This window comes from Acidovorax sp. Leaf191 (assembly GCF_001424425.1).
Taxonomy (GTDB): Bacteria; Pseudomonadota; Gammaproteobacteria; order Burkholderiales; family Burkholderiaceae_C; genus Acidovorax.
On sequence record NZ_LMPT01000018.1, the window covers coordinates 1 to 23,330 of the forward strand.

Below are 23,330 nucleotides of genomic sequence, written 5' to 3' on the forward strand. Positions count from 1 at the left end.
AGCCAAGAACTTATCCACAACGTGAGCGTGAAGCTCACGAACCAGGGTGGGTCAGATCGAGATGGAAATGGTGGGTTACGGTTGCATGGAAATCAACATGCACCACCACGGTTTCTTGCGCAGGCGTGAGCACGGTCTGCAAGTGATGGGCCGTGTGCGAGCGGTCCCCAAAGACCTCGCGGTTCTTCCACTTGTAGACCGTTTGCTCGGTGATCCCAAAACGCTGGGCCAGGACACTGGCAGTCTCGTTGCTGGCCGCAATCTCGGCACGCACGGCAGGCTTGGTGCGAGCGTTCTTGTGCAGGGCAATCAACATGGCTTCACTCCCCGGGTGGATTGCAAGGACTCTATCAACTCTTGCAGAACCGCTCGGGCAATGAAGAGTGGATAGCGTTTTGGATCGATGCAATCATTCGGGATGCGACATTTAATTGCCCAGAATACCCCCTCTTAATTGCCGACTCGTTAAACATCGGACTCGTGACGTATACCGTCAGAATTGATTCTGCAACACCATTTCACGTGCGCTCCCCATCCAGAAGATTTATTTTCTTCTACCGTGCCGCTGGCGACCAAGTTATCAGAGTCGCCTCGCTCATTGAAGTCCTCCATAAATAAATCAACTGCCATTCCGGGCCTCAAGGTAACCGTTTCGCCAAGCCAGTTTGTTCTTGCATCTTTTTTTGCTAGCAATACTAGGTCCGGTTCTAGCATCTCGTTAAAGTCGACTAAAAATCTGGGCGTCATCATTTTTTAAAAATTAATTGCCACGTTGTGCTGGAGGCACAGGATTATGACGTGTCGGTGAAAAAAGCTTCTCAAGCTGTTGTCCCGTCAAACCATCAACAGTTGCATGATTAGGGTTTTTGCTGTTGCCATCGGCTGTTACCCTGCCACCTGCACGTCTAATATCACCCACCGTGGTAATACCAATTTGGTTATTTTTGAATGGTTGAGCAAGTTCGGCAACGGAGCCGCCATTCTTACTTTGCGTAGAAACTCCACTAAGCGTACCGTCAGCAGCCTCCTTTACACCACTACCTTTCACGAAATTTTCTGCTTTACATTCTCCGCCGCGACAGACAAGGGCTGAGTCTTCCAAGACTTTAGCGGCAGTTGCAGCTCTATGAGCGGAGATAGCTGCTCCGGCACCACCGGGTACCAAAGGGATTGCAGCTGCAGCGCCGTCAACGCCGATGCCAAACCCATCCATTGCCGCACCGCTCCAATTGCCTGCCCGCAGATTACTAACAAGGCTCTGAAATCCCAAAGCGATGTTGAAGGCGTCCCAAACCGTCTCCGCAATTTTTCCATCCGGATCCACGTACTTGTACGGATTATTGTTCGCATACGCATACCGGTTAAAGCTGTGCGGCTGCTCAGGAACAATCCCCACAGGGTCGATGCCGGTAAACCGCCCCAGCAGCGGCATGTAGTACCGCGCCCCCATGTACGACAGCTGCGTCTCCGGGTCATACGCCTTGCCCGTAAACCACAGTTTGTTTCCGCCGCTGGCCGGGTCTGCCACTTGGCGGTAACCATAGGGCAGATAGTTCTCCTTCCACACCACGGCGCCAGCAGCGTCGGTGGCCAGCATCGGGGTGCCAGCAATATCGTTGTGGAAGTACGTGACGGTCTGCGCAGAAGCCGTGCCGAGCGTGCCCAACACCAGGGTGAGCATCAGCACCAGACGCGCCACGAAGCGGGGCATGGAAGTTCGCATAGCAGTTTTCAATGCGGTGATCATTGTGCGGACTCCTTCTGGGCGATGCGCTTGCCGTTGAGGTAGATGTATTCCACCAGCTTGCCGGGCACGCCGGGCGTGTATTCCGCCAGCAGGTTGCCGTGCACGCCGTGGAACTCGTAGGTCTTCACGCCTGCCTTGGTGACCGATGTCCGCTTCTGGTCGCCGTCGTAGGCGTACTGGATGCTGGTGGCGGGCGTGGAGCAGTTCACGCACGTGAGGTTGGGCACGGAGTCGTAGGTATAGGTGCGGCCCGACCCACTCGCGATGTTGCCTAAAGAGTCGTAGGTGAACGTCGTCGACAGCGTATTGGGTGTCGCCGTAAGTGCGCTCAGGCGGTTGTCGCTGTTGTACTGATAGTTCAACTGCTCACCATCGAAAGTCTGGCGGGTGATGTTGCCAACACCGTTGTACGTGATGGAGCCGGAGCCACCCCCGAAGGACATCGTGGTCAGGCGATCCATGTTGTCGTAGCCAAGGGTGCGGCTGTAGCTGTCGTCGCTGGTGTCGCTGATCCGGGTCAGGTTGCCCACGTCATCGTAGGTATAGGCCGCATTGGTGAACAATGAACCCGAGCGCGACGTTCTGAACGAACTGGGCCACAAGCGAGAGTTCTGGCCGTATTCCGATTGCGTGCCGTTCGCATACGTGATGCTGCGCAGCTGTCCTGACGGCCAGTAGGACACCGATGTCGCATACCCCGACACGGCCGTCGGCCTGCCCAAGGTGTTGACCGAGTAGTTCACCGTGGTGCCCGAGCGCGGGTAGGTGACGGAGGTCAACTGGTCGTTGCCGTTGTACCCATACTCTGCCCGCCAGCTCACTGCACCAGCATCCAGTTCTTCCTTGGTGAGATTGCCGTTGCCGTCGTAGGTGAAGTCCCGGGTCGCCTCCGAGGAAGTAGTTCTGAGCAGTCGATGACGCCGGTCGTAGGTATGTGAAACCGAGGGGGCTGAGCCTGGGTAATTGATGGTGCTCAAGCGGTTCTGGCTGTCGTACGAATACGAGATCGAGCCGGCCGAGCCCACGCTCTTGGAGGTCATGTTCCCTGCAGCATCGCGCCCAAAGGTGGTCGTGCCGGTCTCTGGGTGAGTCGCCGATGTCAGGTAGCCATTGCTGTTGTAGCCAAAACTGCGTGTCCAGCCATCCTGGGTCGCAGAGGTGATGAGATCCTTGTTGTTGCGGTCATAGCGCACGCTGGAACTGCTGTCCGGTGTGGACACTTCCATCAAGAAGGTCCTGTCAGGATCACCGTATGCGCGGTACGAGTAGCTGGTGGAATAGTTGCGCTCGTTTCTCACCGTCTTGGAGCCCGAGCCATACGAGATGGACTGCGTTGAACCGTCTGCGTTGCGGACCTCCTCCAGCCGATTGAGCATGTCGTAGCGGTAGGTCTGGCCCGATGAGCTGTCCGGGTCTGATGTGAAGGTGATACGCCCCAACGCATCCACTGTGTAGCTTCTGGAAATGCCGCCTCGGGTGACGCCCGTGACCCGGCCAAAGCTGTCGTACGAGGTGGTCTCGGACAGCGATCCCCGCGTGACTTGCCGGCTGGTGGCCGAGTAGCTGATGCTGATGCTGTTCCCTATCGGAAAATCGATCGACGTGAGCCGGTTGAGATCGTCATACCCATAGCGGGTCGTGCGGCTGTTGCCGTCAGTCTCCGAGGTCACGTTGCCCGCATCGCTGACTTGGCGTGATATCGAAATGCTTTCGGGCTGCGTCTCGCTTTGCGGCACTCCACGCATGTAGTTCGAGTACCGGTGTGTCAGCGAACGGGGAAAGGTCGTGCTGCTCACGTTGCCTTCTCCGTCGTAAGTGCGGCTGACGGAGACGCCGTCTTTGGTCTCGTTGGTCAGATTGCCGGAACTGTCGAAATCGCGGCTGACTGAGTGCCCAGCGGAACTTTCGTTCTCAGGCTGCTTGATGATCCACTTGGAGGTGTTGGTGTAGTAGCTGATGGTGGTCGTTCGACTGCCACCGTTGGGCCCGGACTCGGACACCGTGCGAGGATTTCCGTAGTTGTCGAAGCTGCTGAACGTGGTGCGGTAGGTTGCACCATTGCGGGTGATGGTCTTTTGCGCCAGCAGTGGCGCGTTGGTCTGCAGATAGTCAATTTTGGTCAGAAAAGCACCGGGCCGAAAATACGTCTCGTTGGAGATGGTCTGCTTTTCCCACACGTATTGCTCCACCTGCTCCGAGCCGATGCGCTTCTCGGCCAGAAGCCCCACCTTCCAAACACTTCCAGAGCCGGCATATCCCGGGCCGAAGTGCTTGTAGACGATGCTTCCAGCGGGTGTCGATACCGTGGTGGTGTCCAGCGAGCCCGTTCCCCCGGGCGCGTAGCTGAAAGTCCAGGTCCCGCCCGTGCTCATGGTCTTTCTGCTGACCACGTTGGAGCGGCTCGCGGGGTTGGATTGCGAGTCGAAGTACTCGAAGTCATACGAGTAACTGGTGGTCCCGCCTTGAGGCGTCTTCGCGGAGCGCATCAGGTAGCTGCCCGCCGACGTTCCGTTGTTGCCGTTGTACTCGTACGTCCAGTCGTTGTTGTCGGGGCGCACCACGCGAGTGAGCTGGTAAATGCCGCTGATGCCAGATGCTTGATAGCTGTACTGGTAGGTCTGGCCCGCACCCGTGATGGAGCGGATGCGCGGTATCGCACTGCCCGCGCCGTCGTAGCTGAAGGTCAGTGAGCGCCCGTCGCTGGTTGTTACGGTGCGGATCTCCGAGCTGCTGGCCGAGGCGTAGTTGATGGTGATGGAATTGCCATTGCGGTCCGTGATCTTCTTGGTGTGCCACTCGTACACCGGCGAGGAGGTAGACGAAAAGCCCAGAGCCTGCGTCATCTGGTACTCCACCCCGTCCGGCGATGTAACGATGAGACCGTCACCACCCGGGTTGCAGTCAGCCCGCCAGCGCTGAGTGGTCAGCGCCATGGGGGAGTTCTGGTTGGTGAAGGTGAGCAACTGACGGCTTCCGTCCGGCAACTCCAGCACTGGGTTCTCGGCGACTGTTTCCACGTTCTTGTTGAAGCACGGAAAGCCTTCGCGGGCTTTGAGGATGCGGCCGAAGTGAATGGTCCAACCCCACCCAGCCGTGGTTCTGGGCTGGCCGGCGCTGGCCGGGTCGACGTTGCTGCTGTTGTATGAGCGGATGACTTTGAGGTCCAAGCCGCCATTGCCCGGAATTCGGATGTCCACGTAGTGCCGCTGCAGCGAGCCGGTGAAGGGGTCGATGCTTTCGTGGTGGCTTTGATTGACCGCGTCGCGGTTGGGCTGGATCCCGGGCTCCTTATAGAAGTCGGGGATGACCTCCTGGGCTTGTGCTGCGCTGGCGGCAGCGATCAAGGCGAAGCTGATTCGCCGAAGGGTTGGGTTTGACACTGGGCTCTCCTCCCGTTGATGGTGATAAATCACTCAGCAAGCACATGCGTGGGGCGGCCTCACATGTGCTCACGTCTTGTCGCAATCTATCTCTTCAATATCTACCAGCGATGAAAACCTTAAAAACTACCTATGTGGTCTTATGCATAAGTTGACCGGAGAAGTCAATTTGCTTTTGTAGCGCGCAAATTTTCACCAGTATTCGGCGGAATCGTATTGTTTAGGGAAAGCAAAATGCAAATTAGTATCAGTGGCGAAGGTTGATTGCTGTTTTGCACACAACCTATTTGCTTTTGAATGTGACAATAATTCGAAATTTGCAACAAACGAAACGATTCACTTTGCTGTGGTGTATGGCGAAGTTAATTTGTAAGCATTAATTTGTTTTGCAACTAAACGATTCAAAAATCTCACATGTGTTAGTGATGAGGATATGGCGCCAATAAGCACAATCATGCAGTAAGTGAACACTTCCGCATACTTTCACTCACAAACAGCCCTTTTCAGAAACCATTGAAGCTTGCTTAATACAAATCAATCGCAATGGGTGGCTAGGCGGTGTTGTTTAAGGGCACCTATCAAAAATGATATTGCATCAGTTGCAGCTGCTGCATTATTTGCCGGTTATTGCGATTGCGCGCGTGAATAAGGATGAGGGATCTGCGACGTCTCGCGATGGAGCTGTCCTTGCACATTGCAAGTGAACCCTGCTGAAGTTCCACTGATGCAGATGAAACACCTTATTTACCGCATTGCTTGCCTTGCTGAAGTACCGACCTTGACCTCAACCAGGAGATTTTTCGCATGAAGCACATATTCCTTTCGGTGGCACTGCTCGCATCCGTGGCTGCGTCGGCCCAGGAGTTCGAGAAGGACAACGGTGTCATCCGCATCAAACTGAACGAGGCCATAGCGCCCTACGGAACCAACTCGCCGATGATCACGAACATGTGGATCGCCGGCCGGAAGGTGGTGCCCCACGACAACGCCGGCGCAGACTTTCAGATGACAAGCCGCAGTAGCCAAGGCAACAACTACAACCCGACGCAGGGTGGTGATTGCGCAGGGCGCACCTCAGTGCTGACGGGCTCGATTCCGAATTGGAATGGCGCCCAGCTCGGAACCCCGGCCAGCAACGGCATCCTGCTCGGAATCGATCCACTGCTCTATGACGAACCGGGCCTCTCCGGTACCTGCAATGGCGGGCAGCCAGGCGTTGCTCCGTACGACATGGCATTCGGCGTGACGTTGGGCGACGGCATTGCGGTACCGCGCGAAGCGATGGTCGTGGACATGTCGATTCGCAAGGACGGCCCGGCATCTCCTGACCTGGTCAAAGCCCTGTCGGAACTGCCGGTGGCTTTTGTGGATGCCAACTTCTTGCGCTATGCCTACTACAGCGTCGACGGAGTGAATTTTCAGCCACTGCTAGGGTCGACCGGACCTAGCGTCAGTCACGATATCAAGCAATGGGTCTGGAACGATAACTTTGAGCGGAGTGGTCACGCGATTGCACTTTGTGACCGCGCGGATGCGATCGAGCAGCCGGCTCAAGGTACGTGCATGGCGTTCTATGCGCACGAATTTACCCGCGTCTACGCGAGCCGGCGCCAGGGATCGCCGAACGAACTGGCGTTGATGTCCGTACTGGGTGACAACACAGCTGCACCCACCATCTCCGACACGCAGTGGCACACAGCCCGCCGGTTGGTCGCCGTCGGCAACTTGTCGACTGTGGCTGCAGTGATTGGACATGCCGAGCAGAACTACCCTGCGTCTGGATGGGCGCGCTGGTAGGACTGCGCTTGTACTTAACAAGCCCGGCCGCCGGGACGATGTGGGTGGGCAACCCCCATGACGTCACTCGGATTGGCACCTGATCAAGTGCCATATGCCGACATGACAAAAGTCGGCTTCGCCGCGGGCGGGTGCGCCGTGCAGCGAACCATCGTCCCGCGCACTTCCTGCCCAGGCCCGCCCATCGCGGCGCCGAGCCACCACCACTGAGGAGCTGTTATGAACATTGCACAATGTCGTCCCTTATTGCCCGCTCTGCTGCGTCTTGCCGCAACCGCAGCAGTGTCGGTCCTGCTGCTGGCGCATGGCAGCTTGCTGCATGCGCAAGTGATCCCCAAGAAGATCGCTGTCTATACCGACTCCATCGGGGACGGAGGCAACGTCGGTGGCAATCCCACTACCGCTGCTGGCGCACCTTTGGGTACGGGCCCAATTTCTCAGTTCACAAGCTACCCGGCTCATGGTGCACACCCCAGCCTCTACGATCTGGCGTGGCGTATCTTCGGTGCCAGCGGCGCCTCCAGCTACGACGCGCAGCAGTTTGGCGGAAGCACGCTCACCGGTATGGTCAACGGCTATCGCAAGAGCTACGCCACCGACCCCGCCAGCGACGTGTTGGCATGGGGCGGCCTGACGCTGGTGCAGCACGCTGCAGCCATCCAGGCTGATACCGTCATCATCCACCTCGGTGGTAACGACGGCGAGGGTGAAGGTGTTTTTAACACGACCGACAAGCACAACATCGTGGCCTACCAAATCGGCATGCTTGGCAAGCAACTGGCCGCCCAAGGTCGCCGCCTCGTAGTGATCGAAGCACCCTACACGGTGCCCGAAGACGCCTACGCTGCTGGTCTCGTAACGCCCGGCCTCACTCCAGCCTACATTGCTGCGAAGGTTTCGGAGTGGCAGGCGTATTTCCCTGCGACAAACACCGGCATCGACGCTGGTGTGGCCGAAGTGAATGCCCATTACCCCGGCTTCGCCATCCGCTCCAACTATTGGAGCGACGGCACCGTGGCGATGAACCCCGGCACGACCCACGAGGGCCTGCACCCGACGCTGGCAACGCACGCAGCCATTGCTGCGGCGGTGGCTGCGGACTTGAAGGCGTTTCGAGGCTGGTAAGCATGAGGGCTTAGGCCATCGTGGAGTGAAACATGGATCAGCTTCTCATAAGACTGATCTCTGTGGGCTGATTTGCATGGCGCGCTGAAGCAGAAAAGCCCGCAGACGATTCCGCGCCATCCAAGTCGCTGCAGAGAGTCTGCCGGAACCTTAGGCCGAAACACGGGCTACCCTGCAAGCCTTCGCCTCGGAAAACGACGGCGGTCGGGTATGCATGCGCCGATAGCTGGCGCCTAGGACTCGACGACCGTTGTGACAGTGCGCTTTCGCGTTCACGGTACTTCCCTGATCACAGGTCTGCAGGTTGGCACAGCGTGAAGTTTCGCGCTGAGCGTGTAGAGGGGGAAAACGCCCTGACTTCGCTCCGTGGAATGGCCCGTGTGTGCGGTTTCAGCCATGTGATTGACGCGACGGCCTTCTGTAAGGGCCCAACTGCACGTGTTTGGTTCGATAGTGATCCTGGGCTCGAGTGATCAAACTCAGCGGTGCACGCAGCCACAAAAAAAGGGGCGCAGACATGCGTCCGCACCCCTTCCTGCTTGTCGCTGGCACGCCCGGGCCATCCCGCCTGGCCTGGCGCGGTCCAACCCACTATGGCTACAAGGCAGCCATCTGCGCCGCAGGCACCACCTCGTAGTGGTCCAGCTGCATCGAGTACTGCGCTCTCCCTGAGGACAAGGCGCGCAGGCTGCCGATGTAGCCGAACATCTCCTTGAGCGGCACCTGGGCCTCGACCGTGGCCGCGTTGCCGCGCTGGCCCTGGCCGCGCACGAGGCCGCGGCGTCGGTTCAGGTCGCCGATGCTGTCGCCCAGGTACTCGGCCGGCGTGATGACTTCCACAGCCATCACCGGCTCCAGCACCTGCGGCCCGGCCTGCGCGAACGCCTCGCGGAAAGCGGCCATGGCCGCCAGCTCAAAGGCCAGCGTGGACGAGTCGCGTTCATGGAAGCTGCCATCCACCAGCGCGGCCACGAAGTCTACCGCCGGAAAGCCGGCCACCACGCCCGAGAGGGCGGCGCGGCGGATGCCGGTCTCCACCGCGGGGATGAACTCGCGCGGCACGGCGCCGCCGACGATGCGGCTTTCAAAGCGGATGCCTTCGCCCCGGGGCAGGGGTGCGAGCTGCAGCCTCACCTCGGCAAACTGGCCGGGGCCGCCCGATTGCTTCTTGTGCACATGACTCACCTCCACACTCCGTGAAATGGTTTCGCGGTAGGCCACCTGGGGGCGGCCGACCGACACGTTGACGCCGTGGCGGGCGCGCAGCTTCTCGATCGAGACTTCGAGCTGCAGCTCGCCCATGCCGGACAGAATCGTCTGGCCGGATTCGGCGTCGTGCTGCAGCCTGAGGCTCGGGTCTTCGCGCAGCAGGGACTGCAACGCCTTGGACAGGCCTTGCTGGTCCGCGCTCGTCTTGGGTTCGATGGCCACATGGATCACCGGCTCGGGCACGCTGATCTGCTCCAGCACCACGGGGTGTGCGGGGTCGCTCAGGGTGTGCCCCGTCAGCGTGTCCTTCAGGCCCACGACGGCGGCGATGTCGCCCGCCACCAGCTCGTCGCGCTCGATGTGCTGGTCGGCATGCACTTCGTACAGGCGCGACACCCGCTCGGTCTTGCCCGTGCTGGTGTTGAGCACCACATCGCCCCGGCCCAGCCGGCCGCTGTACACGCGCACGAACACCTTGGCGCCATGGTCGTCGGTGACGACCTTGAACGCCAGGGCCGCGAAGGTGTCGGCGGCCGCACCGGGCTTTCCACTGCCTTCGCGCACGATGTCGTCCGGCGAGGGCAGGTAGTCCACCACGGCGTCGAGCAAAGGCTCCACGCCGCGGTTCTTGAACGCCGAACCGGCCAGCGCGGGCACGAAGGCGCCAGCTAGCACACCCTTGCGGATGGCGGCACGCAACACATCCACAGCGATCTCCTCACCGTTCACGTAGGCCTGCAGGGCCGCGTCGTCTTGCTCCACCGCGGCCTCCACCAGGCGGGTGCGGGCGCGCGCTGCCTGATCGGCCAGATCGGCAGGCACATCGGCTTCGCGGTAAGGGGCACTCGCGTCGTCCTTGTCCCAGATGCGGGCGCGCAGGCTCAGCAAGTCCACCACGCCGCGGAAGTCGCCTTCCACGCCGATGGGGATCTGCAGCGGCACCACTTGCACGCCCAGGCGCTCTTGCATCATGGCCACGACGCGGTGGAAGTCGGAACCCACGCGGTCAAGCTTGTTGATGAAGGCGATGCGGGGTACATGGTACTTGTCGGCCAGGCGCCAGTTGGTCTCGGTCTGCGGCTCCACGCCGGCCACGCCGTCGAACACGACGACCGCCCCGTCGAGCACGCGCAGCGAGCGGTTCACCTCGATGTTGAAGTCGATGTGGCCGGGCGTGTCGATAAGGTTGAGCTGCGTGCCCTTCCAATGCACCGTGACGGCCGCACTGTTGATGGTGATGCCGCGCTTTTGCTCCTGCGGGTCGAAGTCCATGTGCGCCGTGCCGTCGTGCACTTCGCCGATGCGATGGCTCTCGCCCGTGTAGAACAGGATGCGTTCGGTGGTGGTGGTCTTGCCCGCGTCCACGTGGGCAATGACGCCGAGGTTGCGCAGTTGCGCGTTGCTGTGCGGGTTGCGTGAATTCTTGGTCATGGCGAATCTTTCAATCTGTCTTGCGGCTGCACTCGGCTCTGCGAGCAGCTGCCGCCTGGTTGGCTTTGCGCCAGCCCAGGCAAGATGGATTCGCCTGGTCGCTAGCGTCTGGGATGTGTGCTGTCGCCGGAGCCCGGGCGCACGGAACTCAAGCTCCGGCGGTCGGGAATCGTGGCGATCAACTTGTCGTAGGTACGCATAGGTGGGTGAGGGTGTCGATGGATCTGAAAGCAAAAAACCCCGGAGGGATGGGCCTGCCGGGGTTTGTTGGACCGGAAGGCGCACAGCCCTCCGACACGCGATCGAGGGGCGCAGCTAGGTGGCGAACGATGCCTTGATCACGTTGGTGAGAATTTTCATAAGAGCGAATTATCCTCCTCGCGCAAAAAGCTTGCAAGCGACCGTGCTGCCGGTGCCACGGGTCCGCATCACGTGCGCAGGCGGTGCCTCCAACGCCCGGGCCGGGCGCAGGTCTTGTCGCGCAGCGGCGCCACCGCCGCGCTGCATTGAGCGAGGCAGCGTGCGCTCAGAGGGCGCGATCAGACTGACTGCCGCACAAGTTCAAGAAACGACTTCAGGACGGGCGACGGATTGTTCTCAGCGTAGGCGACGGCAATTCCGCTGGAGAGATCCCTGGCTTCGCTCTTGAGCGGCCGAAAGACCACTCCGCGCCGTTTGACATTCTGCAGCGAGGGCGAGATGAAAGCGATGCCTTGCCCTTCGGCGATGAGCCCGAGCAGGATGTGATGGTCGTGGGGTTCCGGGATCGCGCGGGGCTTGAAGTCGATCCGTTCGAAGAAGGCTTGGCAGTGATCGTAGAAGCCGGGATTCAACCGGCGCTCGAAGCGGTAGATCGACTCGCTGCGCAGGTCATCGAAGCCGATCTTGCGTTTGCGAGCGAGCGCATGGCCTGCGGGCATGGCGACCAGGAGGGATTCTTCCCGCAATGTCTGCACCCGCAGGCCTTGGGCTTCGGTGTGCAGGCCGATGAATGCGGCATCCATCGTGCCGTTCTGGATGTCTCGCACCAGGCTGATGGAATGCTTGCCTTGGGTGACGATGCGCCATGCCGCGAAGCGCTCCTGCAAGCGCGCGGTCACGTCGGGTATGGCGCTTTTGTCGAACACCGTGGTGTATCCGATGACGAACTGCTGGCGCTTAGGGCCTCGCGCGGCTTTGGCGGCGGCCACGGCCTTGGCGGCCTGGGCGAGTGTCCGCTTGGCCTCCGGCAGGAATGCGGTTCCCGCCTCCGTCAGCGTCACACCGACCTTGGTGCGGACGAACAGCTCGACGCCCAGTTGATCTTCCAATTGTCGAATCTGCCTGCTCAGGGGCGGCTGGGAGATGTGCAGGCGCGCAGCCGCTCGACCGATGTGGCGTTCCTCGCTGACGGCGAGAAAGTATCGGAATTGCCGCAGGTCGATGGATGTGTTCATACCAAAAAGGTATCACACAAACGGTATTGGATGAACCTGCGGCACATCCGTAGAGTGCGCTGCATGAACACATGCAAAGGAAACGTCATGGACAGTGAACGCTATATCCGGGGCTGGAAGAGGCTGAAGGAAGTGGATGGACAGGCGGGCGAAAACGTCATCGAGAGTCTCAAGGACATCGCACCCGACTTCGCACGCATGCTCATTGAATTCCCATTCGGCGACATCTATTCGAGGCCGGGCCTCGACCTGAAGGTGCGGGAGCTCGCGGTGGTGGCAGCGCTCACCGCGATGGGAACAGCCGTGCCGCAGTTGAAGGTGCACATCCATGGCGCCCGCAACGTCGGCTGTACCCGTGAGGAGGTCGTCGAAGTGATCATGCAGATGGCTGTCTACGCCGGCTTTCCCGCGGCGCTCAACGGCCTTTTCGCGGCCAAGGAAATCTTCTCTCAGGAGACGCCTGCGTGAAGCAACGCCCGACGCTTGCCGGCGCGGACTTGCGGATGTGAGTTGCGGGGGGGCCTGCGTGGGCACTGTCGCGGCCCGGGGCCTGATGGATGCCCTGGTCATGGGTCCACGCAATATTCACATGGGTGATGTGAAACATCACTGTGGGTCCATTGACTGATATTGCAGTGGCGCGAATGATCGGTCCCCAGGCGCTGAATGCATCTGCATCGGCACCTGCCGACATGACAACAAGGAGACGCCCATGCATGAATGCCCCGTCACTGTCTTTCCGCAGCAGATACGCTGGGAAACGGACGGCACCAGCCGCATTCCTTTCCAGGCCTATACCGACGAGGCGCTTTACCGCAAGGAGCTGGACCGGCTGTTCTACAACGGCCACTGGTGCTACGTCGGCCTGGAAGCCGAGATTCCCAATGCGGGTGATTTCAAGCGCACCGTCATCGGTGAACGATCCGTGTTGCTGGTGCGTGACAAGGATGCTTCGATCCACGTGGTGGAGAACGTCTGTGCGCACCGCGGTATGGCTTTTTGCCGGGAGCGGCATGGCAACCGCGACAGCCTGACCTGCCCGTACCACCAGTGGAACTACACCCTGTCGGGTGACTTGCAGGGCGTGCCGTTTCGGCGTGGCGTCAAGCAGGATGGCAAGGTCAATGGCGGCATGCCGGCGGACTTCCAGCCAGCGGACCATGGCCTGACCAAGCTCAAGGTCGCCACGCGCGGCGGGGTTGTGTTCGCGTCTTTCGACCATGGCGTGGCGCCGCTGGAGGACTTCCTGGGGCCCGAGATCCTGGGCTACTTCGACCGGCTGTTCGATGGCCGCAAGCTCACGATCCTGGGGTACAACCGCCAGCGGATTCCGGGCAACTGGAAGCTGATGCAGGAGAACATCAAGGACCCCTACCACCCGGGCCTGCTGCACACCTGGTTCGTGACCTTCGGGCTCTGGCGCGCCGACAACAAATCCCAGCTGCTGATGGACGCGCAGCACCGCCATGCGGCCATGGTGTCCACCCGCGGCGCGGCAGGCAAGGCGGCCGACGTGACCCAGGTGTCCAGCTTCAAGGCGGGCATGCAACTGCACGACCCGCGCTTTCTCGACATCGTGCACGAAGACTGGTGGGGCGCGCCCACGGCCGTGATGATGACCGTGTTTCCGAGCGTCATCTTCCAGCAGCAGGTCAACAGCGTGTCCACGCGCCACATCCAGCCGGATGGCCAGGGCGCCTTCGATTTCGTCTGGACGCATTTCGGCTTCGAAGACGACAGCCAGGAGATGACGCAGCGCCGCCTGCGCCAGGCCAACCTCTTCGGGCCGGCAGGCTTCGTCTCGGCGGACGACGGCGAAGTCATCGAGTGGTCGCAGGAAGGCTTCGAGACCAAGCCGGCGCACCGCACGCTGGCCGAACTGGGTGGCCGGGAGGTGGGCGATACGGACCACATGGTCACGGAGACGCTGATCCGCGGCATGTACGAATACTGGCGCAAGGTGATGGAGGCGTGACCATGGAGTTCCAGACCTACTACGAGCTGACGCAGCTCTATGCCCGCTACGCAAGTGCACTCGATGCCGCGGATTGGGATGCCTGGCCGGAGTTCTTCATCGACGACTGCAGCTACAAACTGCAGCCGCGCGAAAACCACGAACGCGGTTTCCCGCTCGCCACGCTGGCTTTCGACAGCAAGGGCATGTTGAAGGACCGCGTCTATGGCATCCGCGAGACGCTGTTCCATGACCCCTACTACCAGCGCCACGTGGTGGGTGCGCCGCTCGTCCACCAAGTCGGTGCCGATGGCCGCATCCACAGCGAAGCCAACTATGCGGTGCTGCGCACGCGGCTGTCCAAGGAGTCGACCGTTTTCAACGTGGGCCGCACGCTCGATGAAGTGGTGCGCACGCCAGAGGGGCTGAAGTTCGCTTCGCGCCTGGTGATCTACGACAGCGAAATGATCCCCAATTCGCTGATCTACCCCATCTGAGGAACTGCCATGACCACGAACTGGATTGACGCGGCCGCGCGGAGCGACGTGCCGCAGGATGATGTGATGGGCCTGGCCGTTGCAGGACGCGACATCGCGCTGTATGGCGTGGACGGCGAGGTCTTCGCCACCGACAACATCTGCACCCACGGCCATGCACGGCTGTGCGACGGCTTTCTGGACGGGCACGAGATCGAATGCCCCCTGCACCAGGGCAAGTTCGATGTGCGATCCGGCCAGCCCACCTGCGCACCGGTGACCGAGCCGCTGCGCAGCTACCCCGTCAAGATCGAAGGCGGCCGCGTCTGGCTGGCCTTCGACTGAGCGCTGCCACCCCCCGCAAGGAGAGCCCATGACCGCCGAGCGACCAGAGGTTGCGGCCGCCGCATGGCCGGATAAAGGCGCGGACGCCCGCCCGATCCACACCATCGTGATCGTCGGCACCGGCCAGGCCGGTGGCTGGGCCGCGCAGACGCTGCGAAGCGAAGGCTTCAGAGGCCGCATCGTGCTGATCGGCGACGAGGTCCACCCGCCGCATGAGCGGCCGCCACTGTCCAAGGCGGTGTTGTCTGGTGCGGCACAGCCCGAGACCACGCGGCTCATGAAGCCCGAGGCCTTCGATGCCCTGGGTGCGCAATGGCGGCCCTGCGTGCGGGTGCGCCGCATCGACCGCGCTGCCAGGCAGGTGCTGCTGTCCGATGGCGAAGCGGTGCTGTACGACAAGCTCATCCTGTGCACCGGAGGGCGGGCCCGCACGCTCGCGCTGCCAGGGGCCGACCAGGTGCCGCTGCACACGCTGCGCACCATCGAAGATGCGATGGCGCTGGCACCCGCACTTGTGCCCGGCCGCCGCGTGGTGGTGGTGGGCGGCGGCTGGATCGGCCTGGAGGTGGCGGCCACGGCACGCCAGCGGGGCGCTGACGTCGTGGTGGTCGAGACGCAGGCCCGCCTGTGCGAACGCACCGTACCCGCCGAGATTTCCGACTACTTGCTCGCGCTGCATCGCGCCCAGGGAACACGCGTTGTGCTGGGCGCTGGCGTGCGGGGCTTTGCGCGCGCGGCAGATGGGCGCTCGGAAGTGCTGCTCGCTGATGGCAGCATGCTCGTGGGCGACACCATCGTGCTGGGCATCGGCCTCGTGCCCAACGACGAACTGGCGCGCGAGGCGGGCCTGGCCTGCGAAGGCGGCGTGCTGGTCGATGCCCGGTGCCGCACGTCAGACCCCGACATCCTGGCCGCTGGCGACGTGGCCGTGGCTCCCAACCCCTGGGCCGGGCGCAGGTTGCGGCTCGAGTCGTGGCAGAACGCGCAGGACCAGGGCATCGCTGCCGCGCGCTCGGCACTGGGGCACGCGGTGGACTACCAGCCCTTGCCCTGGTTCTGGTCCGACCAGTACGGGATGAACCTTCAGATCTACGGCGTGCCGACGCCGGCGCACCGTGTGGTGCAACGCGGCGACCAGGCCAGCGGCAGCTTCGTGAAGTTCTACCTGGCCGGCGATGTGGTTCAGGCGGCCATCGGCCCCAACGCGGCCCGTGACCTGCGCTTCGCGCGCCGATTGATCGAGCAGTGCAGGCCGGTCGATACCGAGCGCCTGGCGGACATGGGCACGCCGATGTCCAAGCTGTGAATCGGGCGCCCGTTGCTTCGCTGCCCAAGGCTTGAACCCTACCCCACCCCACCACCCTCACTTTCAAACAAGGGAAACCCCGATGACATCCACCTCCTATCTCTGGACTCCACCGCCGGTCTACGCGCTGCCGGTGCGTGGCCGAAGCGAGCGGCTACCGATCCAGCGGCTGTTTTTTGTCGGCCGCAACTACCACGCGCACGCGGTCGAGATGGGCCGTCCGGTCGACAAGTCGGTCGAGGTGCCTTTCTACTTCACGAAGGCACCGTCCACGCTGGTCGCGTCCGGTGCCACGGTGGCCTACCCGCCCGGTACCCAGGACTACCACCACGAAATGGAACTGGTGGTGGCCATCGGCGCGGCCGGCTTCCGTGTGAGCGATTCCGAGGCGCCGCGCCTCATCTATGGCTATGCCTGCGGTCTGGACATGACGCGCCGCGACCTGCAGCTCGCGGCGCGCGAGAAGGGCCGCCCCTGGGACCTGGGCAAGGATGTGGAGCAGTCCTCCGTGGTCTCGGAGGTCGTTCCGATGCCCCAGGTCGTCCTGAGCCAGGGCGAGCTGGCGATGTCGGTCAATGGAAAGGTGCGCCAGAAGTCCGACCTGTCGAAGCTGATCTGGAACATCCCCGAGCTGATTGCCGACCTGTCCAGGTTCTACCACCTGCTCCCCGGCGACCTGATCTTCACCGGCACGCCCGAAGGCGTGGGCCCGGTGCAGCCCGGTGACCACATCGAAGGCCGGATTGCCGGCGTGGGCAGCATCGTGCTCGACGTCGGTCCGGCGGAGTGACATGGCTGAACACCTTGAGGAGACAAACCACCATGACCACCGACCTGACACCTTCTCCCGTGCGGCTGCATGCCGTTGCGGGGCGGGGCCAGCCCGACCCCACGCCCGCACTGGAGCAGCTGTACCGAGGATTCGAGCAGGAACTGCTGGTCCCGCTCTGGACCGAGATCGGCGACCTGATGCCCCGGCATCCCCAATCCAGAGCCGTGCCGCACTTGTGGCGCTGGGACCGGTTGAAAGCGCTGGCCGCGCAGGCCGGCGAGATCGTGCCTGTGGGCCGCGGTGGCGAGCGGCGTGCGATCGCGCTGGCCAACCCGGCGCTGGGCGGCCGTCCATTTGCCACACCCACGCTGTGGGCCGCCATTCAGTACCTCATGCCGGGCGAAGACGCCCCTGAGCACCGGCACACGCAGCACGCCTTCCGGTTCGTGGTGGAGGGCGAGGGCGTCTGGACCGTGGTCAACGGCGATGCCGTGCGCATGTCACGGGGCGACTTCCTGCCGCAGGCAGGCTGGAACTGGCACGCCCACCACAACGCCGCCACCGAGCCCATGGCCTGGATCGACGGCCTGGACATCCCCTTTTCGTACTACACGGAGAGCCAGTTCTTCGAGGTCGGGCGCGATCGGATCTCGCCTGCCGAGCGCACCACGGCCGAGCGTTCGTACTCCGAAAGGCTCTGGGGCCACCCTGGCCTGCGTCCGGTGTCGATGGCGGGGGCGCAACTCGCCACGCCGCTCCTGGCCTACCGCTGGGTGGACACGGACCGCGCACTGGCCGACCAGCTCGCCCTGGAGGCCGAGGGCCAGGCCGGCACGCTGAGCCCGGGCCATGCGGCGGTGCGCTTTACCAACCCGGCCACCGGCGGCGACGTGCTGCCGACGATGCGCACCGAGATGCACCGCGTGCGCGCGGGCGGCGCAACGCGCGTCCATCGCGAGGTGGGCTCGTCGGTGTTCCAGGTGTTCGACGGCAGTGGTTCCGTGACGGTGGGCGATCGCACCTGGCAAGCGGCGCGTGGCGACTTGTTCGTGGTGCCGTCGTGGCAGCCGTTCTCGGCCCAGGCATCCGCCTGCGGTGCGCTCGACCTCTTTCGGTTCAGCGACACGCCGATCTTCGAGGCGCTGCACGCGCACCGCGCCCAGACCACCGGGTGAGCCGGCAGCCTCCGGCCCGCATCCCGCGCTTGCCCAGCCCACTGACCAGCCACGAAACAACAGGCCGATTCCGGCCCCAATGACAAGGAGACATAGCCATGATCACAGCCATCCGTACTTCCATTTTCCGCACGGCCACTGCGCTTTGCGCCTGGGCCCTGCTGACCGCCGCGGGCCTGCCCGGCGCAGCGGCGCAGACATACCCCGGCAAGCCCGTGCGCTCCGTCGCGCCGTATTCCCCGGGCAGCGGCCCGGACGCGGTAATGCGCATCCTCAGCGAGAGGTTGTCGCGCCACTGGGGCCAGCAACTGGTCATCGACAACAAGCCGGGCGCCAACGGTTTCATCGCCATTGGCGACGCCAAACGCGCAGCGCCTGACGGCTACACCGTGCTGCAGGTGGACAACACCCACATGGCACTGCAGCCGCATGTGTTCAAGCAACTGCCCTACGACCCGCTGAAGGACTTCGAGCCGGTGGCCCCGGTGTACTTCACCAACTTCTTCGTGGTGGTGGCGGCCAACTCGCCGTGGAAAGACGTGGGCGACCTGATCCGGGCGGCCAAAGCGGCACCGGGCGAGATCACCTATGGATCATGGGGTATCGGCAGCGTGGCCCATGTGGGGGCGGCGATGCTCGAAGCCGCGACCGATACGAAGATGATGCATGTGCCCTACAAGGACATGGGGAACGTCTACACCTCCGTCGCCACTGGCGACATCAAGTGGGCGTTCGGCACGGCGGCGACTGCCGGACCGATGTACCAGGCCAAGAAGGTGAAGTTCCTGGCACTGGCCGCGCCCAAGCGCCTGGCGGGCTTCACCGATGTTCCCTCCGTCGGCGAAGCGGGCGGACCGGCGGGGTTCGAGGTGAAGACCTGGGTCGGCCTGTTCGCGCCTGCAGGCACACCGAAGGCGGCGATCGAGAGAATCAACGCCGACGTCGGCAAGGTGCTTGCGACCGCCGAGGTCAAGGAGCGTCTGGCGACCTTCGGCTTCGAGCCCTACATGGGACCGCCCGGCGAGCTCACCAAGGCCATCGAACGCGACTCACGCACGTTCGGTGATGTCGTCAAGCGCGCCAAGATCGCTCTGGACTGATCATGAAGCTCTACACCTTTTTCCGCAGTGGAACATCCCACCGCCTGCGCATCGCGCTGAACCTGAAAGGCCTCTCGTACGACCAGGTCGCGGTCGATCTGCGGCGCGAGGAGCACCTGGCGCAGGCCTTCAAGGCGATCCATCCGCAGCAGTTCGTGCCCGTGCTGGACACGGAAGACCGCTTGATGATCCAGTCGCCGGCCATCATCGAATGGCTCGAAGAACGCCATCCGGATCCGCCGCTGCTCCCCAGCGACGTCGCAGAGCGTGCACAGGTGCGCGCGCTCGCAGCCATCGTGGGCTGCGACATCCACCCGGTCAACAACCGGCGCATCCTGGAGGCGTTGCGCCACCGCTTTGCCGCGGACGAGGCGGCGATCAACGACTGGTGCGGCACCTGGATCGGCGCGGGCTTCGACGCCATCGAGGCCTTGCTGGCGAGTGACCGGCGTCGTGGAGATTTTTGCTTTGGCAACCACCCGACGCTCGCGGATGTCTACCTGGTGCCGCAGGTGGAGAGTGCGCGCCGCTTCAAGGTGGACATGGCGCGTTGGCCGCGGGTTCGGGCTGTGGACGCGGCCTGCGGGCAACTGGACGCGTTCCGCCAGGCCGCGCCCGCTGCGCAGCCCGATGCGGGCTGACCTCAGTCGCCCTGCATGTAGAAGGCCTCGGCATGGATGTGGGCCGCCTCCATGCCCTTGCCGAGTGCGAGCAGTGTGGTGGTCTCCACCATCGGCGGCGAGCCGCACAGATAGGCGCTCCATCCACGCAAGTGGGTGTGGTCCTGTTCGATGGCCTGGGTCACCAGCCCGCGCCGCTGCGTGGCAGGGTCTGCACCCGAGGCCATCACCACATGCACTTTCAACGCAGGGTGCGTGCTGCGCAAATGGTCCAGCCATGCGAGTCCGTACAGGTCGCGCGGCGAGCGGAGCCCGAGGTACAGGTGGATGGGGTTGCGCATGCCGGCGGCCACGGCGCCCCGCACCACCGAGAGCACCGGTGCCAGGCCCGTGCCCCCTGCCACGCACAGCATGGGTCCGGCGTTCTGCTGGCGCAGATAGGCGGCGCCGAGCGGCCCGCTGACCTTGACCTTGTCCCCCACCTTCAGCTGTTCGGCGATGTAGCTGCTGACGCGGCCCTTGGGCATCAGCTGCACGTGAAACTCCAGCAGATCATCACCCGGCAGGTTGGCCATGCAGTAGGGCCGCGAGTGCTGTGGGGTCAAAGCGATCTGTGCGTACTGACCCGGAGAAAACGCAATCGGGTTGGCGACCTTGAGCAGCAGGCGCCGGATGTCGGCCGCCAGGGGTTCGATGGCGACGACGGAGGCCCTGGCCACACGCGCCCGGTGCACGACGGCCTCTTCAGGCGCTGGCACTTCGATCGTGCAGGCTTCGGTCACATAGGTCTGGCAGGCCAGTACGGCGCCGTCCATGCCGTCCAGCGGGCGCTGCTGCTCGCGCCCACCATCGAGCACCTCGCCATCGAGCACCCGGCAGCGGCAGATGCCGCAGCGGCCGGAGAGGCAGGAATAGGACATGGGAATCTGCGCCGCGCGCAGGGCGTCCAGCAGATTCGCACCGGGTGTGGCGCGGATCACGCGGTTAAGCGGCTGAACAAGGATGTCCACGGCGGTCGGCCTTCGGGGTCATGCACGCCATTGTGCCCACGAATCACCGGCTGCAATACCATTGCCGTTTCACATCATCGGAGATGATGGAGGCACCATGGAGCTATCCGATATCGATCTGAACCTGCTCGTGCTGTTTCAGCAACTCATGGTCGAGCGGCGCGTATCGCAGGTGGCCGACAACCTGGGGATCACGCAGCCGGCCGTCAGCAACTCGCTGGCCAAGCTGCGCAGAATCTTCGGCGACGAGTTGTTCCTGCGTACGTCCGGCGGCATGGTGCCCACACCGTTTGCCGAGCAACTGAGCGAGCCGGTGGGCTACGCGCTGGGCATGATCCACAGCGGGCTCAATCAGCGCACGCAGTTCACGCCGGCCACGCTCAAGCGCACCATTACCATCGGCATGACGGACATCGGCGAGATCGTCTTCCTGCCAGCCTTGCTGGAACGCCTGGGCCGGGAGGCGCCCGGCGTGACGCTCAACACGGTGCGCAACAACGCCACCAATCTGCGCGATGACATGGAAGCGGGCAAGGTGGATCTGGCCATCGGCCTGTTGCCGCACTTGAAGGCGGGCTTCTTTCAGCGCCGCTTGTTCCGCCAGCGGTATGTGTGCCTGTTTCGCCGCGGCCACGCGCTCGACAGGCCCAAGTTGCGGCTGGCTGACTACAAGGCGGCGGAGCATTTGGTGATCGTGTCCGCAGGCACGGGGCACGGCAAAATCGATGAGCTGATCCACAAGGCCGGCATCGATCGCCGCGTGCGGCTGAGCGTGCCGCACTTCGTGAGTGTGGGCCACATCCTTCAGAGTACGGCGCTGGTGGCGACGGTGCCCGAACGCCTGGCGCTCAAGCTGGCCGGGCCCTTCGGCCTGGTGCTGCGCACGCACCCCGTCCCCTTGCCCGATGCACCCATCAGCATGTTCTGGCACGCCAAGGTGCATCGCGAGCCCGTGAATCAATGGCTGCGCAGCATGGTGTTCGACCTGTTCGGAGGCGACCGGCCCGTCGACGGTGGTTCCGACGGTACAGGTTGAGTGGCCGCTTCAGCGGTCAACGCGCGGCGTCGATGACCATTCCGCCGTCGGGTGCCAGGCTGTAGGCTGCAGGCTGTAGCCGGCGATGCACTGCGCACCCTGGCTGGCCGGGAACAGGATCACCGGTGCGATGTCGTGCTCGGGCGATCCGTTGCGGTCGAACCAGGTGGGCAACAGCGGCCTGTCGCGGCCAAAGGTGTCCGCATTCAGCATGACGTTGTGGACGGTGATCTGGTCGGCGCCTCCATTCACGCGAGTTTGCAGAGATACCGCGGCGTGTCCAGTACGAGATGACGCAAAAACGCCCGCGGGCTGGGGCCGACGACGAAAGCGCCCATGGACTGGTGGGGCGATTACCGATACAGCGTGCCCGTCAAAAAGGCCGGGCGGGGCCGCACATTCCAGGCTGCCGCACCGGCCAGGCGGTGATGGCCGGCGCGGTCTAACGCGCGCTCTTCGTGCGGCTGCGCCGCCGTGTCAGAATGAAATGATGAGCACGTCGACATCCTCCTTCCTCTCTGACGCAGACGGCACGCAGGTCGTCACATACACCTGGGCCGACGTGTCGGGCCCACCGTTGGGCGTGGTGCAGATCTCGCACGGCCTTGCCGAGCATGGCGAGCGCTACGACCGGTTTGCCAAGGCGTTGAATGCAGCCGGATTCCTGGTGCATGCCGCCGATCACCGCGGGCACGGGCGCACGGCCATGGGCCAGTGGGGCAACTTCGGCAAGGCGGGGTTCGGCGGGCTGATCGCCGACGTGGTGCAACTGGGCGCAGCGCTGCGCGCGCAGCATGCCGGCCTGCCGCTCTTTCTGTTCGGGCACTCGATGGGTTCGTTTGCGGCGCAGGCTGCCATCCTCGAGCACGCATCGACGTGGTCGGGCGTGGTGCTGTCCGGCTCCACGGCGCTCGACGTGCTGGCCGCCGGCATGGCCAATGCGCCGGCCGACGCGCCCTCCGGGCTGGCGGCATTCAATGCGGGCTTCGAACACCGCACGGGGTACGAGTGGCTGTCGCGCGACGCCTCCGAGGTGGATGCCTACGTCGCTGACCCTTGGTGCGGATGGGATGTTCCGGACGATGTGATTCCATCACTGTTTGCGCCCGCATCCCGGCTGGCCGATCCTGCGCTGCTGGCGGGCATCCGCAAGGACCTGCCCCTCCTGATCGCCTCTGGCGACGCAGACCCGCTCGCTGGCGGTGGCGCGCTGATCCAGCTGCTGGGGCAGCGCTACCGCGATGCCGGTATTGCCGATGTTACGGTCACGCTGTACCCGGGTGCCCGCCACGAAATCTTGAACGAGACCCATCGCCTTGAAGTGACGGCCGATATCGTCGCCTGGCTGCGTGCGCACGCGGACTCCGCGGCGTTTTAGCCATCAGTTGCGCCAACACCTGTCCGGCGCACG

The 23,330-nt window shown here is 63.2% G+C and carries 19 protein-coding genes and 1 pseudogene; 13 read left to right on the plus strand and 7 right to left on the minus strand.

What is annotated here, in order from left to right; translation table 11 throughout:
* Positions 1 to 94: 94 nt before the first annotated feature.
* The 3 genes and pseudogenes from ASG27_RS11795 to ASG27_RS25950 form a co-directional block, all read right to left on the minus strand.
* Positions 95 to 316: pseudogene (locus ASG27_RS11795) on the minus strand (helix-turn-helix domain-containing protein); the annotation flags it as partial.
* Positions 317 to 760: 444 nt separating this feature from the next.
* Entirely contained in the window at positions 761 to 1,747 is a 987-nt protein-coding gene (locus ASG27_RS25945) for an RHS repeat domain-containing protein (protein ID WP_082485956.1), read from the minus strand.
* Positions 1,744 to 5,127, minus strand: coding sequence for an RHS repeat protein (locus tag ASG27_RS25950; protein WP_200912428.1), 3,384 nt, complete (start codon positions 5,125 to 5,127; stop codon positions 1,744 to 1,746). Before ASG27_RS25950 ends, ASG27_RS25945 begins: the two co-directional genes overlap by 4 nt.
* Before the next feature lie 804 nt (positions 5,128 to 5,931).
* On the opposite strand from ASG27_RS25950, the gene ASG27_RS11805 reads away from it, so the two are divergent.
* Together ASG27_RS11805 and ASG27_RS11810 are read left to right on the plus strand one after the other, a co-directional pair.
* On the plus strand, positions 5,932 to 6,924 hold the full coding sequence (locus ASG27_RS11805) for a hypothetical protein (RefSeq protein WP_056417170.1): 993 nt from the start codon (positions 5,932 to 5,934) through the stop codon (positions 6,922 to 6,924).
* A gap of 219 nt (positions 6,925 to 7,143) precedes the next feature.
* Positions 7,144 to 8,049, plus strand: a complete 906-nt coding sequence (locus ASG27_RS11810; protein ID WP_156370701.1) for a hypothetical protein — start codon at positions 7,144 to 7,146, stop codon at positions 8,047 to 8,049.
* Between the two features lie 597 nt (positions 8,050 to 8,646).
* Here ASG27_RS11810 and fusA read toward each other — a convergent pair.
* A complete protein-coding gene (fusA, locus tag ASG27_RS11815) occupies positions 8,647 to 10,689 on the minus strand; it encodes an elongation factor G (RefSeq protein ID WP_056417174.1) in 2,043 nt (680 codons plus the stop codon).
* A 539-nt stretch (positions 10,690 to 11,228) separates the two neighbouring features.
* On the minus strand, positions 11,229 to 12,125 hold the full coding sequence (locus tag ASG27_RS11820) for a LysR family transcriptional regulator (protein WP_056417177.1): 897 nt from the start codon (positions 12,123 to 12,125) through the stop codon (positions 11,229 to 11,231).
* An 87-nt stretch (positions 12,126 to 12,212) separates the two neighbouring features.
* Here ASG27_RS11820 and ASG27_RS11825 point away from each other — a divergent pair, with 87 nt between their 5' ends.
* The 9 genes from ASG27_RS11825 (at position 12,213) to maiA (ending at position 19,894) form a co-directional block, all read left to right on the plus strand.
* Positions 12,213 to 12,593 (plus strand): carboxymuconolactone decarboxylase family protein, encoded by a 381-nt coding sequence (locus ASG27_RS11825; RefSeq protein ID WP_056417180.1) that lies wholly within the window; start codon positions 12,213 to 12,215, stop codon positions 12,591 to 12,593.
* Positions 12,594 to 12,837: 244 nt separating this feature from the next.
* Positions 12,838 to 14,100, plus strand: coding sequence for an aromatic ring-hydroxylating dioxygenase subunit alpha (locus ASG27_RS11830; RefSeq protein WP_056417183.1), 1,263 nt, complete (start codon positions 12,838 to 12,840; stop codon positions 14,098 to 14,100).
* 2 nt (positions 14,101 to 14,102) lie between these two features.
* Positions 14,103 to 14,576 carry an aromatic-ring-hydroxylating dioxygenase subunit beta gene (locus ASG27_RS11835; protein WP_056417184.1) on the plus strand — a complete coding sequence of 158 codons (474 nt, stop codon included), beginning with the start codon at positions 14,103 to 14,105 and terminating at the stop codon, positions 14,574 to 14,576.
* Between the two features lie 9 nt (positions 14,577 to 14,585).
* Positions 14,586 to 14,900: a non-heme iron oxygenase ferredoxin subunit gene (locus ASG27_RS11840; protein WP_056417185.1), complete on the plus strand. Its 315-nt coding sequence runs from the start codon at positions 14,586 to 14,588 to the stop codon at positions 14,898 to 14,900.
* A 28-nt stretch (positions 14,901 to 14,928) separates the two neighbouring features.
* A complete protein-coding gene (locus tag ASG27_RS11845; RefSeq protein WP_056417186.1) occupies positions 14,929 to 16,206 on the plus strand; it encodes an NAD(P)/FAD-dependent oxidoreductase in 1,278 nt (425 codons plus the stop codon).
* 82 nt (positions 16,207 to 16,288) lie between these two features.
* Complete coding sequence (locus ASG27_RS11850) at positions 16,289 to 16,996, plus strand: fumarylacetoacetate hydrolase family protein (protein WP_056417187.1); 708 nt, start codon at positions 16,289 to 16,291, stop codon at positions 16,994 to 16,996.
* 32 nt (positions 16,997 to 17,028) lie between these two features.
* On the plus strand, positions 17,029 to 18,153 hold the full coding sequence (locus ASG27_RS11855; protein WP_056417190.1) for a cupin domain-containing protein: 1,125 nt from the start codon (positions 17,029 to 17,031) through the stop codon (positions 18,151 to 18,153).
* A gap of 98 nt (positions 18,154 to 18,251) precedes the next feature.
* Complete coding sequence (locus ASG27_RS11860; protein WP_056417191.1) at positions 18,252 to 19,253, plus strand: Bug family tripartite tricarboxylate transporter substrate binding protein; 1,002 nt, start codon at positions 18,252 to 18,254, stop codon at positions 19,251 to 19,253.
* Between the two features lie 2 nt (positions 19,254 to 19,255).
* Entirely contained in the window at positions 19,256 to 19,894 is a 639-nt protein-coding gene (gene maiA, locus ASG27_RS11865; RefSeq protein ID WP_056417192.1) for a maleylacetoacetate isomerase, read from the plus strand.
* A 2-nt stretch (positions 19,895 to 19,896) separates the two neighbouring features.
* Here maiA and ASG27_RS11870 read toward each other — a convergent pair whose 3' ends face one another.
* Complete coding sequence (locus ASG27_RS11870; protein WP_056417193.1) at positions 19,897 to 20,883, minus strand: 2Fe-2S iron-sulfur cluster-binding protein; 987 nt, start codon at positions 20,881 to 20,883, stop codon at positions 19,897 to 19,899.
* A gap of 97 nt (positions 20,884 to 20,980) precedes the next feature.
* On the opposite strand from ASG27_RS11870, the gene ASG27_RS11875 reads away from it, so the two are divergent.
* Positions 20,981 to 21,919, plus strand: coding sequence for a LysR family transcriptional regulator (locus tag ASG27_RS11875; protein ID WP_056417194.1), 939 nt, complete (start codon positions 20,981 to 20,983; stop codon positions 21,917 to 21,919).
* A gap of 9 nt (positions 21,920 to 21,928) precedes the next feature.
* On the opposite strand, the gene ASG27_RS11880 is transcribed toward ASG27_RS11875, so the two are convergent.
* Positions 21,929 to 22,171: a hypothetical protein gene (locus tag ASG27_RS11880; protein WP_056417195.1), complete on the minus strand. Its 243-nt coding sequence runs from the start codon at positions 22,169 to 22,171 to the stop codon at positions 21,929 to 21,931.
* Positions 22,172 to 22,409: 238 nt separating this feature from the next.
* On the opposite strand from ASG27_RS11880, the gene ASG27_RS11885 reads away from it, so the two are divergent.
* Positions 22,410 to 23,297 carry an alpha/beta fold hydrolase gene (locus ASG27_RS11885; protein WP_056418238.1) on the plus strand — a complete coding sequence of 296 codons (888 nt, stop codon included), beginning with the start codon at positions 22,410 to 22,412 and terminating at the stop codon, positions 23,295 to 23,297.
* The last annotated feature ends 33 nt before the right edge of the window (positions 23,298 to 23,330 follow it).